This window comes from Pseudomonas serbica, assembly GCF_028823535.1.
GTDB classification, from domain to species: Bacteria; Pseudomonadota; Gammaproteobacteria; order Pseudomonadales; family Pseudomonadaceae; genus Aquipseudomonas; species Aquipseudomonas serbica.
This window is the reverse complement of sequence record NZ_JAQIYM010000001.1, coordinates 290,845-304,946: the sequence shown is the minus strand read 5'-3', so window position 1 is coordinate 304,946 and position 14,102 is coordinate 290,845. Positions and strand designations below refer to the sequence as shown.

Here is a 14,102-nt window from a genome sequence, read left to right as displayed (position 1 = left end):
TAAGCTTCAGTTCATGCAGGCGTGATATCTCATCCGCCTGTTTTGAATTTGAGCCCGCCTGAATGCGTCGATTAGCCCGCCCCAAACCCCTGCTTGTGCTCCTGTCGGTGATTGCCCTGAGCGTATTGATTGCGTTCGGTCAGTATCTGCGCCTGTTCGAGCGCGCCTGGTTCAACCTGCACACGCTCTGGCAGCCGATGAACAGCCAGTCCATTGGCCTGGACCAGTATCGGGTGGTGTTGGAGGGGCAGGTCATCGAAGGGCTGGACGACGATGTTTCAGCCTTGACCTACGACCCGGTGCGTAAAAGCCTGTTCACCGTCACCAATCAAAACTCCGAATTGATCGAGCTGTCCCTCGACGGCAGGATCCTGCGCCGCATTGCGCTGGTCGGTTTTGGTGATCCGGAGGCTGTTGAGTTCATCAGTGCCGACACCTACGTGATCACGGACGAGCGCCAGCAACGGCTGATCAAGATTCATCTGGAGGATGACACCACCTTCCTCGATTCGGCGGATGCGGAACAGATGACCCTCGGGGTGCACATGCGCGGCAACAAGGGTTTCGAGGGCCTGGCCTATGATTCGGTGGGCAAGCGGCTGTTCGTGGCCAAGGAGCGCGACCCGATGCTGATCTACGAAGTGCACGGCTTCCCGCATTTCAATCCGGAAAAATCCTACGCCGTACATGTGATCAACAACCCCAAGCGCGACGCCGGGATGTTCGTGCGGGACCTGTCGAGCCTGCAATACGACGAGCGCAGCGGGCACTTGCTGGCGTTGTCCGACGAGTCGCGGCTGATTCTGGAACTGGATGTGGATGGTCGACCGCTGAGCACCATGTCGTTGAACAAGGGGCGTCAGGGTTTGAAAAAGACTGTTCCGCAAGCGGAAGGGATCGCCATGGACGACGACGGTACGATGTACCTGGTGAGTGAGCCGAATCTGTTTTACGTGTTCAAAAAGCCAACACCACCCTAACCAACACCACGAACCTGTAGGAGCTGGCTTGCCAGCGATAGCGGCAGATCATTCAACATCAATGTTGGATTTGATGGCCTCTTCGCTGGTAAGCCAGCTCCTACAAGGGTATTGCGTATTATTGGGCGCGCAGGGTTTTTACGCCTTCACTGGTGCCCAGCAACAGCAGATCCGCCGGGCGCGCCGCAAACAAGCCGTTGGTGACCACGCCGACGATCGCATTGATCTGCGATTCCAGCTCAACCGGGTTGGTGATCTCCAGGTTGAACACGTCGAGGATGATGTTGCCGTTGTCGGTCAGCACGCCTTCACGGTAGACCGGGTCGCCGCCCAGTTTCACCAGCTGGCGGGCCACGTGGCTGCGGGCCATCGGGATCACCTCCACGGGCAGCGGGAATGCGCCGAGCACGGGCACCAGTTTGCTGGCGTCGGCGATGCAGATGAAGGTCTTGGCCACGGCCGCGACGATTTTCTCGCGGGTCAGGGCCGCTCCGCCGCCCTTGATCAGGTTCAAGTGCTCGTCGCTCTCGTCGGCGCCGTCGACGTAGAACTCCAGGTCGCTGACCGTATTGAGCTCGTACACCGGAATGCCGTGGCCCTTGAGGCGTGCCGCGGTGGCTTCAGAGCTGGCGACCGCGCCATCGAAGGCGCCCTTGTGCTGGGCCAGGGCATCGATGAAGCAGTTGGCGGTGGAGCCGGTGCCGACCCCGACGATGCTCTTGTCATCGAGTTTCGGGAGGATGAAGTCGACGGCGGCCTGGGCTACGGCCTGTTTGAGTTGATCCTGGGTCATGCGGGCTCCGGAAGCGGGCAAGGTAAGAACGCAAAGGCAGGCATTATAGCCCCATGGCGAGGCAAAACCTCTTGATTCGTGTGGTCGTGCGGCCAAAAGCCGGGTTAGACTCCTTGATCCTGCCCAACCCGCTCAGTGATGCTTTCCGATGCTTGAACAGTACGTCAAAAAGATCCTCACCTCGCGCGTTTATGACGTTGCCGTAGAAACCCCATTGCAGACTGCCCGTCAGCTCTCCGAGCGGCTGGGCAACGAGATTTTGCTCAAGCGTGAAGACCTGCAGCCGGTGTTCTCGTTCAAGATTCGCGGTGCCTACAACAAGCTGACCCAACTGAGCGACGAAGAACGCGCCCGCGGCGTGGTCACCGCTTCCGCCGGCAACCATGCCCAAGGCCTGGCCCTGGCCGCCAAGGTCCTGGGCGTAAAAGCCACCATCGTCATGCCCAAGACCACGCCCGAGATCAAGGTCGAAGGCGTGCGCTCGCGTGGTGGCAAAGTGGTGCTGCACGGCGATTCGTTTCCGGAGGCCTTGGCCTACTCGCTGAAACTGGTCGACGAAAAAGGCTACGTCTACATTCACCCTTACGACGATCCTCACACCATTGCCGGGCAGGGCACGGTGGCCATGGAGATTTTGCGCCAGCACCCGGCGCCTCTGGATGCGATCTTCGTGCCGGTGGGCGGTGGCGGCCTGATCGCCGGTATTGCGGCGTACGTGAAGTACCTGCGGCCAGACATCAAGATCATCGGCGTCGAGCCGGATGACTCCAATTGCCTGCAAGCTGCCATGGCGGCGGGTGAGCGCGTGGTGTTGCCGACCGTGGGCATCTTCGCCGATGGCGTCGCGGTGGCTCAGATCGGCCAATACACCTTTGAGATCTGCAAAGACTACGTCGACGAAGTCATCACCGTCAGCACCGATGAAATCTGTGCGGCGATCAAGGACATCTACGACGATACCCGTTCGATCACCGAACCTGCCGGCGCCCTGGGCGTGGCCGGGATCAAGAAGTATGTCGAGTCCCGCGGCGTTACCGGCCAGACCTTCGTGGCCATCGACTCCGGGGCCAACGTCAATTTCGACCGTCTGCGCCATGTCGCCGAGCGCGCCGAACTGGGCGAGGGTCGTGAAGCCATCATCGCCGTGACCATCCCCGAGAAGCCGGGGAGCTTCAAGGCGTTCTGCGAAGCCATCGGCAAGCGCCAGATCACCGAATTCAACTACCGCTACAACACCGGTAGCGAAGCGCACATCTTCGTCGGCGTGCAGACCCATCCGGACACCGACCCTCGCCGTGCGTTGATCGCCAGCCTGGGCGAGCAGGGCTTCCCGGTCGTCGACCTGACCGACAACGAACTGGCCAAGTTGCACATCCGTCACATGGTCGGCGGTCGTGCGGCGCATGTGGTCGATGAAGTGATCCTGCGCTTCGAATTTCCGGAGCGTCCGGGCGCGCTATTCAACTTCCTCAACAAGCTCGGCGGGCGCTGGAACATCTCGATGTTTCACTATCGTAATCATGGTGCGGCCGATGGCCGTGTGGTCGCGGGCCTGCAGGTGCCTCACGAGGAACGTCACCTGGTGCCGGCTGCGCTGGAAGAAATCGGCTACCCGTATTGGGATGAAAGCGACAACCCGGCCTATCAGCTGTTTCTGGGCTGAGCGGCTACGCTGATGGGCAGGTCATAAGGAATACCGACGATGGAAACGTTAACGGCCCTGAAAGCGGCGCACATGGTGGCGACGGTGGTGTTGCTGCTGGGCGCGCTGAGCCTGGGGATCTGGGTCTGGCGCGCGCGGCGTAACGGCGACGCGACGGCGGGCAGCCGCACCCTGCAACGACCACGAGTGTTCATCTGGTTGTTGATGGGGCTGGCGCTGTTGAGCATGCCGTTTACCGGCTGGGGGATGGTCCACCTGGTGGGTTGGCCGCTGGGGCAGACGTGGTTGCTGGCGTCCAGTGTGCTGTACACCGTGGCGGCGTTGGCGTGGTTCTGGTTGTTGGTGCGGCTGAACAAGCTGCGCAAGACGCCGAGTGGCGTGGGCAGGTTTACCTTTGCCTTGGCGTTGTTCAGTTTTGTCTGTTTTGTGGCGATTGCCGGGTTGATGGGTGCCAAGCCTGTGTAAGGCTTGAGACCCAGTCGCCACCTTCGCGAGCAAGCCCGCTCCCACATTAGAATGTGGGAGCGGGCTTGCTCGCGAAAGCAATGTCAATCGCGCAACGAAATCACCGGCCAGCCACGTTTCTCGGCCTCAGCCCGCAAATTCGAATCCGGATCAACCGCCACCGGATTCGCCACCTGCTCCAGCAACGCCAGGTCATTCATCGAGTCGCTATAAAAGTAGCTGTCCTCGAGGTTGTGCCCGGTTTCTTCCAGCCAACGATTCAGCCTTGTCACCTTGCCTTCACGGAAGCACGGTACATCGGTACTGCGCCCGGTGTAGCGGCCATCCTGCATTTCGCATTCGGTGGCGATCAAGGTCTCGACGCCCAGGCGCGTGGCGATGGGGCCGGTCACGAAGCGGTTGGTGGCGGTAATGATCACCAGTTTGTCACCGGCATCGCGGTGCTGGGCCAGCAACTCGATCGCCTTGGGCAGCACGATCGGTTCGATGCAGTCGCGCATGTAGTCGCTGTGCCATAGATCCAGGGTGGCCATTTCGGTACGGCCGAGCACTTCCAGGCAGAAATTCAGGTAGGCGGCGTTATCCAGCTTGCCAGCCAGGTAGTCCTGGTAAAACTCGTCGTTGCGTGTCTTGTAGGCGACGGCGTCGAGGAAGCCGCGCTCACACAGGTAATCGCCCCAGGCGTGGTCGCTGTCGCCGCCCAGAAGCGTGTTGTCCAAGTCGAATAAAGCCAGCCGCATTGCAGTTACTCGCTGAAAAGTCTGTAGAAAGGTGTCCAGAATACGGACTTTTCACAAGAGTGCACATAACGTAGACCGGTGCGTTGCTGCCTTCACAACCTTTGTGGAACAATGCGAGGACATGCGTTTGCGAGGTTGTTGCCGTGATCGACCCCGATGGTTTCCGTCCTAATGTCGGGATCATTCTCACGAATGATGCCGGCCAGGTGCTATGGGCTCGCCGAATCAATCAAGATGCCTGGCAGTTTCCTCAAGGTGGGATCAACCCCCAGGAGACGCCGGAAGACGCCTTGTACCGCGAGCTGAACGAAGAAGTGGGCCTGGAGCGCGAAGATGTTGAAATACTCGCCTGCACCCGGGGCTGGTTGCGCTATCGTTTGCCGCAACGCCTGGTCAGGACGCACAGCCAGCCGCTGTGCATCGGCCAGAAACAGAAATGGTTTCTCCTGCGCCTGATCTCCAACGAGCAGCGGGTGCGGATGGATTTGACCGGTAAACCGGAATTCGATGGCTGGCGCTGGGTCAGCTATTGGTATCCGTTGGGCCAGGTGGTGACATTCAAGCGCGAGGTGTATCGACGCGCCCTCAAAGAGCTTGCCCCGCGCCTTTTAGCGCGCGACTGACGACGGAGTTCGACCCCGAGCCATGCTCAATACGCTGCGCAAGATCGTCCAGGAAGTTAACTCCGCCAAGGATCTCAAGGCGGCGTTGGGGATTATTGTGTTGCGCGTCAAAGAGGCCATGGGCAGCCAGGTCTGCTCGGTCTACCTGCTTGACCCGGAGACCAACCGGTTCGTGCTGATGGCCACCGAGGGCTTGAACAAGCGCTCGATCGGCAAGGTCAGCATGGCACCCAATGAAGGTCTGGTCGGCCTGGTCGGCACGCGTGAAGAACCCCTGAACCTTGAAAACGCCGCGGATCACCCGCGGTACCGCTACTTCGCCGAAACCGGTGAAGAGCGCTACGCCTCGTTCCTCGGGGCGCCGATCATTCACCACCGTCGCGTCGTCGGCGTGTTGGTCATCCAGCAAAAGGAACGCCGCCAGTTCGACGAGGGTGAAGAAGCCTTCCTCGTGACCATGAGCGCGCAGCTCGCCGGGGTAATTGCCCACGCCGAGGCCACCGGCTCGATCCGTGGTTTGGGGCGGCAGGGCAAGGGTATCCAGGAAGCCAAGTTCGTCGGTGTGCCGGGCTCGCCTGGCGCGGCGGTGGGCACGGCGGTGGTCATGCTGCCACCGGCCGATCTGGACGTGGTGCCCGACAAGACCATCATCGACATCGACGCGGAGCTCGGGCTGTTCAAGACCGCCATCGAAGGCGTGCGGGCCGACATGCGTACCTTGTCGGCCAAGCTCGCCACCCAATTGCGCCCGGAAGAACGGGCCCTGTTCGACGTCTACCTGATGATGCTCGACGACGCGGCGCTGGGCAACGAAGTGACCACCGTGATCAAGACCGGCCAGTGGGCCCAGGGCGCGTTGCGCCAGGTGGTCACCGATCACGTCAACCGTTTCGAACTGATGGACGATGCCTACCTGCGTGAGCGCGCCTCGGACGTCAAGGACCTGGGTCGGCGCCTGCTCGCCTACTTGCAGGAAGAGCGCCAGCAAACCCTGGTCTACCCCGACAATACCATCCTGGTCAGCGAGGAACTGACGCCGGCCATGCTCGGCGAGGTGCCGGAAAACAAGCTGGTGGGCCTGGTATCGGTACTCGGTTCGGGTAACTCCCATGTCGCGATTCTGGCCCGGGCGATGGGCATTCCGACGGTGATGGGCCTGGTCGACCTGCCGTATTCCAAGGTCGATGGCATTGGTATGATCGTCGACGGTCATCGCGGCGAGGTTTATACCAACCCCAGCGACGTGCTGCGCAAGCAGTTCGCCGAGATGGTGGAAGAAGAGAAACAACTGGCCCTGGGCCTTGATGCGCTGCGTGACCTGCCGTGTGTCACGGTCGATGGCCACCGCATGCCGCTGTGGGTCAACACCGGCCTGTTGGCGGATGTAGCGCGAGCACAGAAACGCGGCGCCGAAGGCGTCGGGCTGTATCGCACCGAAGTGCCGTTCATGATCAACCAGCGGTTCCCCAGCGAAAAGGAACAACTGGCGATCTACCGCGAGCAACTCGCCGCCTTCCACCCGCAACCGGTGACCATGCGCAGCCTGGACATCGGCGGTGACAAATCGCTGTCGTACTTCCCGATCAAGGAAGACAACCCGTTCCTCGGCTGGCGCGGCATTCGGGTCACCCTCGACCACCCGGAAATCTTCCTGGTGCAGACCCGTGCCATGCTCAAGGCCAGCGAAGGCTTGAACAACCTGCGGATCCTGCTGCCGATGATCTCCGGCACGCACGAGCTGGAAGAAGCCCTGCACCTGATTCACCGTGCCTGGGGTGAGGTTCGCGACGAAGGGTGCGACGTCCCCATGCCGCCGGTTGGCGTGATGATCGAGATTCCGGCCGCGGTTTATCAGACTAGGGAATTGGCACGGCAAGTGGACTTCCTTTCGGTCGGTTCCAACGACCTGACCCAGTACCTGCTGGCCGTGGATCGCAACAACCCGCGGGTAGCCGACCTCTATGACTACTTGCATCCGGCGGTGCTCCAGGCCCTGCAGAACGTGGTGCGTGATGCCCATGCCGAAGGCAAGCCGGTGAGTATCTGTGGCGAAATGGCCGGTGATCCGGCTGCGGCGGTGCTGCTGATGGCGATGGGCTTCGACAGCCTGTCGATGAACGCCACCAACCTGCCGAAGGTTAAGTGGATGCTGCGCCAGATCAACCTGAGCAAGGCCAGGGAATTGCTGGCCGAGCTGATGACCATCGACAACCCGCAGGTTATCCACAGCTCGCTGCAGTTGGCGCTGAAGAACCTCGGGTTGGCGCGGATGATCAATCCGGCGGCGATCAAGGCCCTCTAAACCTGCGGCGCCCCCTTCGCGAGCAAGCCCGCTCCCACATTCGCCTGTGGGAGCGAGCCTGCTCGCGATTGGGACAGCGCAACTAAATGCTGATCTCTACTTCCCCAAGATGCCCGCCATACGGCCCGAAACTCCGTTCGACCAACCGCCGCGAGCCATCCGCCTGCACGATCAACGCCGTACTCGCCCGCGTTCCATAACTCTGGCTGGCAATAAACACACTCGACAGCAATGTCTCAGTCGCCAGCCCCACCCCGGTATCCGGCAACTCGGCAAACGGTGCGGTTTGCGGATCGTTCAACAACTTCAGCAGCGCCTGGGGTTGCGGATCATCCAGCACTTCACTCAACGCCGCCCTGGCCTTGAGCAGTTTCGGCCATGGCGTATCCAGCCCGGCATTCGACAAGCCGTAGACCCCCGGTTGCAGCATCACCGCTTCCGATTCCCGGGCATTGAAGTGCCACAACTCGTTGGCGTTGCCGATCAGCAAGTTAAACCCGCCATATTCCGGCGAGCGCGCGACAACCTCGACTAAATAGTCATCAATCGGCAGGTTTTCGGTAAGAAACCTCGCCACCAACTCACCGCGGGACCGGCGCCCCGGCGGTCGATGCGGATCGCGGATGTTGGTCAGCGCGGCAAAACGCCCGTTGGCGCCGACACCCAGCCAGGTGCCCCCCGCCTCCAGGTCACGCCCGGCGTGCACGTGCGGTGCTTTGGGCCATTGCGCCAGCGGCAGGCTGGGGCGGGCATAGAATTCGTCGCGGTTGGCCGCCACGATCAGCGGTTGGGCGTGGCCCGGTCGCCAAGCGAAAACAATCAGGCACATAAGGTGATCCTTGTGTGTTTTTTGCCCACTGTACGCAGTCATCGTGCGGGTATCCATCGCCATCCAGTGGAGCCCGAGGCCATGCATCCGTTACCATGCCGCTCCGGTTTTGGGGTTGGGTGGGGAAACAGCATGGAATTTCTGCTCTATCTGGCGCTCGGCGCCTGTGCCGGAGTGCTGGCCGGGCTGTTCGGCGTAGGGGGCGGAATCATCATCGTCCCGGTGCTGGTATTCAGCTTTAAAGCGCAGGGATTTGATCCGTCGATCCTCACGCACCTGGCCGTGGGCACCTCGCTGGCGACGATCATCTTTACCTCGGTCAACGCCATTCGTGAGCATCACCGCCGCGGGGCGGTGCGCTGGCCAATTTTTGCGTGGATGACCCTGGGCATCCTGATCGGTGCGGGTTTTGGTGCACTGACCGCCGAAGCGATCTCCGGGCCCAACCTCCAGAAGATCATCGGCGTGTTCGCCCTGGTCATCGCCGCGCAGCTGGCGTTGGACCTAAGGCCAAAGGCCAGCCGAACGGTGCCGGGGAAAGTCGGTCTGACCGTCGCCGGCAGCGTGATTGGCTGGGCTTCGGCGATTTTCGGCATTGGCGGCGGTTCGCTGACGGTGCCGTTCCTGACCTGGCGCAGTGTGCCGATGCAGCAGGCGGTGGCGACCTCATCGGCCTGCGGCCTGCCGATTGCATTGTCCAGTGCATTATTTTTCATGATTCTGGGCTGGCACGATCCGTTGCTGCCAGCCCATAGTCTCGGTTTCATTTATCTGCCGGCGTTATTGGGCATAGCCCTGACCAGCATGGTCTTCGCCCGTTTCGGCGCGCGACTGGCGCACAATCTGTCGCCAAGGTTGCTGAAAAGACTGTTTGCGGCTTTGCTGTTCTGCGTCGGTCTGAACTTTCTAGTCTGAAGCATCTGCTCTGACGGGCAGCGCAATACTGGCTTAATCCTGAGGTGGCAGCGTCGCCCGGGAATTGATATGAACTCATGAGGAGTCGCAATGCTGCCTTACCCGCAGATCGACCCGGTGGCCCTGGCCATCGGTCCGCTGAAAATCCACTGGTACGGGTTGATGTACCTGATCGGCATCGGCGGCGCCTGGCTGCTGGCCTCGCGCCGGTTGAACCGCTTCGACCCGACCTGGAACAAGGAGAAGCTCTCCGACATGGTGTTCTGGATGTCGATGGGGGTGATTGTCGGTGGTCGCCTGGGCTACGTATTGTTCTACGATCTGAGTGCCTATATCGCCAACCCGCTGTTGATCTTTGAAGTGTGGAAGGGCGGCATGTCGTTCCACGGCGGCTTCATCGGCGTGATGCTGGCAGCCTTGTGGTTCGGCAAAAAGAACAACAAGTCGTTTTTCCAGCTGATGGATTTCGTCGCGCCGATGGTGCCGATCGGCCTCGGCGCCGGACGGATCGGCAACTTCATCAACGCCGAGTTGTGGGGCAAGGCCACCGATGTGCCGTGGGCGATGGTCTTCCCGACCGATCCGGCGCAACTGGCGCGTCACCCCTCGCAGCTGTATCAGTTTGCGCTTGAAGGCGTGGCGCTGTTCCTGATCCTCTGGCTGTTCTCGCGCAAGCCGCGCCCGACCATGGCGGTATCGGGGATGTTCGCGCTGTTCTACGGCATCTTCCGTTTCATCGTCGAATTTGTCCGCGTACCGGATGCGCAACTGGGCTATCTGGCCTGGAACTGGCTGACCATGGGGCAGGTGCTGTGCGTGCCGATGATCGTCGGCGGGTTGTTCCTGATCTGGCTGGCGTATCACCGCGCCCCGGCGACTCCAGCGGCAGCCGTATAAAATTCGAACCCCGTAGCGATGGCTGCGGGTTCAAGGACACAGGTAACTCATGAAGCAATATCTCGAACTGGTCGCCCACGTCATCAAGAACGGCACCAAACAGGCGAACCGCACGGGCGTGAACACCATCAGCTTTCCGGGCGCGATGCTGCGCTACGACCTGAAGGAAGGTTTCCCGGCGATCACCACGCGCAAGATGGCCTTCAAATCGGCCATCGGCGAGATGTGCGGGTTTTTGCGTGGCGTGAACAATGCCGCCCAATTCCGTGCGTTGGGCTGCAAGGTCTGGGACCAGAACGCCAACGAAAACGCCCAGTGGCTGGCCAATCCGTTCCGCCAGGGTGAAGACGACCTCGGTGAAATCTATGGCGTGCAATGGCGCAAATGGCCGGCGTACAAGCAGATCCCGCTCAGCAACCCGGCCGCCATCGAGCAAACCTTGAAGCAAGGCTACCGCCAGATCGCAGAAGGCGAAGAAAATGGCCAGGCCTACGTGGTGCTGTACAAGGCCATCGACCAGGTTCGCCAGTGCATCGACACCATCATCAAGGACCCGGGCAGCCGGCGGATCCTGTTCCACGGCTGGAACGTCGCCCAGCTCGATGAAATGGCGTTGCCGCCGTGTCACCTGCTGTACCAGTTTCACCCGAACGTCGAGACCAAGGAGATTTCCCTGACCCTCTACATCCGTTCGAACGACCTGGGCCTGGGCACGCCGTTCAACCTCACCGAAGGCGCCGCGCTGCTGAGCCTGATCGGCCGCCTGACCGGCTACACGCCGCGCTGGTTCACCTATTTCATCGGCGATGCCCACGTCTACGAAAACCACTTGGACATGCTCAACGAACAGCTCAAGCGCGAGCCGTTCCCGATGCCGAAACTGGTGATCAGCGACCGTGTGCCGGAGTTTGCCAAGACCGGTGTTTATCAGCCGGAGTGGCTGGAACTGGTGGAGCCGGGCGATTTCTCGCTGGAAGGTTACGAACATCACGCACCGATGACCGCGCCAATGGCCGTCTGAGTCTGGCACAGCTCCTACAGATTCAACGAAACCCTGTAGGAGCTGGCTTGCCAGCGAAGAGGCCCTCAATGCCCATGACTTCTCCCGACATGTGAATGCTCCACCTCCGTCGCCACAACCCCGCCACTGACCTCCAGCCGCTGCAAAATCCCGCACTGATCGACGTCCGGCCCTTCACCACAACGTTGGCGCAGGTCGAGCAGTTGCGTCTGCAGGGCCAGCAGCCCATCGATTCGCGCCTTGACGTGGTGGATGTGCTCGTCGATCAGCGCATTCACGCTTTCGCACTGATCCTGCGGACTGTCGCGAAACGCCAGCAGGCTGCGGATTTCTTCGAGGGTCATGTCGAGGGTGCGGCAGTTGCGGATGAAGGTCAGGCGTTCGGCATGGGCCTGGGTATAGACGCGGTAGTTGCCGTCGCTGCGGGCCGGTTCCGGCAGCAGGTTCTCGCGTTCGTAGTAACGGATGGTTTCCACGGCGCAATCGGTAAGTTTGGCCAGCTCTCCAATCTTCATGACGGCAATCTCCAAATGGGTGCTTGACCCTATAGTGGCTACAGGGTCTTTACTTGGCAACAGGCACCTTTATGGATGAACCCGATGAGCGATTCCCAGCACACGCATAAACCTGATGCCGCAGACGATTGCTGCAGCAGCAAACTCAAGCCTGTGATTAAGCATGTACATGGCAGCCATGGTGATTCCTGCTGTTCTTCGAAAGCCACGGCCCCCTCGCTGATCAAACTGAGCGAAACGCCGACGGCCGGCGCGCGGTTGAGCAGTTTCCGCATCGAGGCCATGGATTGCCCGACCGAGCAGACGCTGATACAGAACAAGCTCGGCAAGCTGGCGGGTGTGCAGCAGCTGGAATTCAACCTGATCAACCGTGTACTTGGCGTCACCCATGACCTGCCGAGCACCGCGCCGATCATCGACGCGATCAAGTCCCTCGGCATGCAGGCCGAGCCGATAGAGAAGGGCGCTGAAGCGCCCGCGCCGGTTCCAGAGAAAAAACCCTGGTGGCCCCTGGCGCTGTCGGGTATTGGCGCGCTGGCCGCCGAAGTGATCCATTTCAGCAATGCTGCGCCGAACTGGGTGGTAGCGATCATTGCGCTGATCTCGATCCTCAGCGGCGGCCTCGGTACCTATAAAAAAGGCTGGATCGCCCTTAAAAACTTCAACCTCAACATCAACGCACTGATGAGCATCGCCGTGACCGGTGCGATCCTCATCGGCCAGTGGCCGGAAGCGGCGATGGTGATGTTCCTGTTCACCGTGGCCGAATTGATCGAGGCCAAATCCCTGGACCGGGCGCGCAACGCCATCAGCGGCCTGATGCAAATGACCCCGGAGCAGGCCACGGTGTTGCAGGCCGATGGCAGCTGGATTGCTCAAGATGTCAAAACCATCGAGCTCGGCGCGCGGGTGCGGGTGCGTCCTGGCGAACGTATCGGTCTGGACGGTGAAGTGGTGTCGGGCAGTTCGACCATCAATCAGGCGCCGATCACCGGTGAAAGCCTGCCGGTGGATAAAACGGTTGGCGACAAGGTGTTCGCCGGCACCATCAATCAGGCCGGCTCCCTGGAATATGTGGTGACCGCTGAAGCGAACCACTCGACGCTGGCGCGGATCATTCATGCCGTCGAACAGGCTCAAGGCGCGCGCGCACCGACCCAGCGATTCGTTGACCAGTTTTCGAGAATCTACACGCCGGCCGTGTTCATTTTCGCCCTCGCGGTGGCGGTGATTCCGCCGCTGTTCATGAGCGCGTTGTGGTTTGACTGGATTTATCGCGCATTGGTGTTGCTGGTGGTCGCATGCCCCTGTGCACTGGTGATTTCCACCCCGGTGACCATCGTCAGCGGCCTCGCCGCCGCCGCGCGCAAAGGCATCCTGGTCAAGGGTGGTGTGTATCTGGAAAGGGGCTACAAGCTCGACTACCTGGCGCTGGATAAAACCGGAACCCTCACCCATGGCAAACCGGTGCAGACCGATTATCTGTCGCTTGACCCGACAGCCAACGAGTCTGCGCCAGCGATTGCCGCAGCGCTGGCCGGTCGTTCGGATCACCCGGTGTCGCTGGCCATCGCCAATGTGGCTGTGAATAAACAATCCGCGTCGCTGATGGTGGATAACTTCGAGGCGTTGGCCGGGCGCGGAGTGCGCGGGGACATCAATGGCCGGACCTATCACCTGGGCAACCATCGGCTGGTGGAAGAGCTGAACCTGTGCTCGCCTGAGCTGGAAGAGCAGCTGTTCGCGCTGGAAAAACAGGGTAAATCCGTCGTGTTGCTGCTCGACCCATCCGGCCCATTGGCGCTGTTCGCCGTGGCCGACACGGTGAAGGAATCCAGCCGCGAAGCGATCCAGCAGCTACATGACTTGGGCATCAAGACCCTGATGCTCACAGGCGACAACGTCCACACCGCCCAGGCGATTGCCGCCCAGGTCGGCATCGACGAGGCCAAGGGCGATTTGTTGCCCAGCGACAAGTTGCAGGCGATCGAAGCGCTGTATGCCAAGGGGCATAACGTCGGCATGGTGGGGGACGGCATCAACGATGCGCCGGCCCTGGCCCGTTCCGAGATTGGTTTCGCCATGGCGGCTGCGGGTACCGACACGGCCATCGAAACCGCCGATGTCGCCCTGATGGACGACGATCTGCGCAAGATTCCGGCATTCATTCGTTTGTCGCGCCAGACATCGAGCATCCTCAAGCAGAACATCGCCCTGGCTTTGGTGATCAAGGCGATCTTTCTTGGGGTAACCTTCGCCGGGCTCGCTACCATGTGGATGGCAGTGTTCGCCGACATGGGCGTGAGCCTGTTGGTGGTGTTCAATGGACTGCGCCTGTTGCGCAAATAGAGGATGGGAG

The 14,102-nt window shown here is 60.9% G+C and carries 13 protein-coding genes; 9 read left to right on the top strand and 4 right to left on the bottom strand.

Features of this window, described 5'->3' with window-relative positions:
* The first annotated feature begins 62 nt into the window (after positions 1-62).
* On the top strand, positions 63-980 hold the full coding sequence (locus NQL71_RS01385; protein WP_274642183.1) for an SdiA-regulated domain-containing protein: 918 nt from the start codon (positions 63-65) through the stop codon (positions 978-980).
* A 118-nt stretch (positions 981-1,098) separates the two neighbouring features.
* Here the strand turns inward: NQL71_RS01385 and rpiA are convergent, their stop codons facing one another.
* Complete coding sequence (rpiA, locus tag NQL71_RS01380) at positions 1,099-1,773, bottom strand: ribose-5-phosphate isomerase RpiA (RefSeq protein WP_046818391.1); 675 nt, start codon at positions 1,771-1,773, stop codon at positions 1,099-1,101.
* 148 nt (positions 1,774-1,921) lie between these two features.
* On the opposite strand from rpiA, the gene ilvA reads away from it, so the two are divergent.
* Together ilvA and NQL71_RS01370 are read left to right on the top strand one after the other, a co-directional pair.
* Complete coding sequence (ilvA, locus tag NQL71_RS01375) at positions 1,922-3,436, top strand: threonine ammonia-lyase, biosynthetic (RefSeq protein ID WP_046818390.1); 1,515 nt, start codon at positions 1,922-1,924, stop codon at positions 3,434-3,436.
* Positions 3,437-3,475: 39 nt separating this feature from the next.
* Entirely contained in the window at positions 3,476-3,901 is a 426-nt protein-coding gene (locus tag NQL71_RS01370; protein WP_046818389.1) for a DUF2269 domain-containing protein, read from the top strand.
* 83 nt (positions 3,902-3,984) lie between these two features.
* On the opposite strand, the gene NQL71_RS01365 is transcribed toward NQL71_RS01370, so the two are convergent.
* Complete coding sequence (locus NQL71_RS01365; RefSeq protein WP_046818388.1) at positions 3,985-4,641, bottom strand: histidinol-phosphatase; 657 nt, start codon at positions 4,639-4,641, stop codon at positions 3,985-3,987.
* A gap of 143 nt (positions 4,642-4,784) precedes the next feature.
* Here NQL71_RS01365 and NQL71_RS01360 point away from each other — a divergent pair, with 143 nt between their 5' ends.
* Positions 4,785-5,264: an RNA pyrophosphohydrolase gene (locus tag NQL71_RS01360; RefSeq protein ID WP_007897732.1), complete on the top strand. Its 480-nt coding sequence runs from the start codon at positions 4,785-4,787 to the stop codon at positions 5,262-5,264.
* Between the two features lie 22 nt (positions 5,265-5,286).
* The gene (ptsP, locus tag NQL71_RS01355; RefSeq protein WP_046818387.1) at positions 5,287-7,566 is read left to right on the top strand and encodes a phosphoenolpyruvate--protein phosphotransferase; all 2,280 of its coding nucleotides are present in this window, start codon (positions 5,287-5,289) and stop codon (positions 7,564-7,566) included.
* Positions 7,567-7,648: 82 nt separating this feature from the next.
* Here ptsP and NQL71_RS01350 read toward each other — a convergent pair whose 3' ends face one another.
* Positions 7,649-8,395 carry an NRDE family protein gene (locus NQL71_RS01350; protein WP_046818386.1) on the bottom strand — a complete coding sequence of 249 codons (747 nt, stop codon included), beginning with the start codon at positions 8,393-8,395 and terminating at the stop codon, positions 7,649-7,651.
* Between the two features lie 132 nt (positions 8,396-8,527).
* Here NQL71_RS01350 and NQL71_RS01345 point away from each other — a divergent pair, with 132 nt between their 5' ends.
* From NQL71_RS01345 to NQL71_RS01335, 3 genes are all read left to right on the top strand, one after another.
* Positions 8,528-9,310, top strand: a complete 783-nt coding sequence (locus tag NQL71_RS01345; protein WP_046818385.1) for a sulfite exporter TauE/SafE family protein — start codon at positions 8,528-8,530, stop codon at positions 9,308-9,310.
* 90 nt (positions 9,311-9,400) lie between these two features.
* A complete protein-coding gene (lgt, locus tag NQL71_RS01340) occupies positions 9,401-10,207 on the top strand; it encodes a prolipoprotein diacylglyceryl transferase (RefSeq protein WP_033041945.1) in 807 nt (268 codons plus the stop codon).
* Between the two features lie 49 nt (positions 10,208-10,256).
* Positions 10,257-11,228, top strand: a complete 972-nt coding sequence (locus tag NQL71_RS01335) for a thymidylate synthase (protein WP_046818384.1) — start codon at positions 10,257-10,259, stop codon at positions 11,226-11,228.
* Between the two features lie 65 nt (positions 11,229-11,293).
* Here NQL71_RS01335 and cadR read toward each other — a convergent pair whose 3' ends face one another.
* Positions 11,294-11,743 (bottom strand): Cd(II)/Pb(II)-responsive transcriptional regulator, encoded by a 450-nt coding sequence (gene cadR / locus NQL71_RS01330; RefSeq protein ID WP_020797330.1) that lies wholly within the window; start codon positions 11,741-11,743, stop codon positions 11,294-11,296.
* 84 nt (positions 11,744-11,827) lie between these two features.
* Here cadR and NQL71_RS01325 point away from each other — a divergent pair, with 84 nt between their 5' ends.
* On the top strand, positions 11,828-14,092 hold the full coding sequence (locus NQL71_RS01325) for a heavy metal translocating P-type ATPase (protein WP_046818382.1): 2,265 nt from the start codon (positions 11,828-11,830) through the stop codon (positions 14,090-14,092).
* The last annotated feature ends 10 nt before the right edge of the window (positions 14,093-14,102 follow it).

Coding starts and splice junctions, on each gene's coding strand:
- cadR (WP_020797330.1), bottom strand. CDS start 11,743: ATGAAGATTGGAGAGCTGGCCAAACTTACCGATTGCGCCGTGGAAACC.
- NQL71_RS01370 (WP_046818389.1), top strand. CDS start 3,476: ATGGAAACGTTAACGGCCCTGAAAGCGGCGCACATGGTGGCGACGGTG.
- NQL71_RS01385 (WP_274642183.1), top strand. CDS start 63: ATGCGTCGATTAGCCCGCCCCAAACCCCTGCTTGTGCTCCTGTCGGTG.
- rpiA (WP_046818391.1), bottom strand. CDS start 1,773: ATGACCCAGGATCAACTCAAACAGGCCGTAGCCCAGGCCGCCGTCGAC.
- lgt (WP_033041945.1), top strand. CDS start 9,401: ATGCTGCCTTACCCGCAGATCGACCCGGTGGCCCTGGCCATCGGTCCG.
- NQL71_RS01365 (WP_046818388.1), bottom strand. CDS start 4,641: ATGCGGCTGGCTTTATTCGACTTGGACAACACGCTTCTGGGCGGCGAC.
- ilvA (WP_046818390.1), top strand. CDS start 1,922: ATGCTTGAACAGTACGTCAAAAAGATCCTCACCTCGCGCGTTTATGAC.
- NQL71_RS01350 (WP_046818386.1), bottom strand. CDS start 8,395: ATGTGCCTGATTGTTTTCGCTTGGCGACCGGGCCACGCCCAACCGCTG.
- NQL71_RS01325 (WP_046818382.1), top strand. CDS start 11,828: ATGAGCGATTCCCAGCACACGCATAAACCTGATGCCGCAGACGATTGC.
- ptsP (WP_046818387.1), top strand. CDS start 5,287: ATGCTCAATACGCTGCGCAAGATCGTCCAGGAAGTTAACTCCGCCAAG.
- NQL71_RS01345 (WP_046818385.1), top strand. CDS start 8,528: ATGGAATTTCTGCTCTATCTGGCGCTCGGCGCCTGTGCCGGAGTGCTG.
- NQL71_RS01335 (WP_046818384.1), top strand. CDS start 10,257: ATGAAGCAATATCTCGAACTGGTCGCCCACGTCATCAAGAACGGCACC.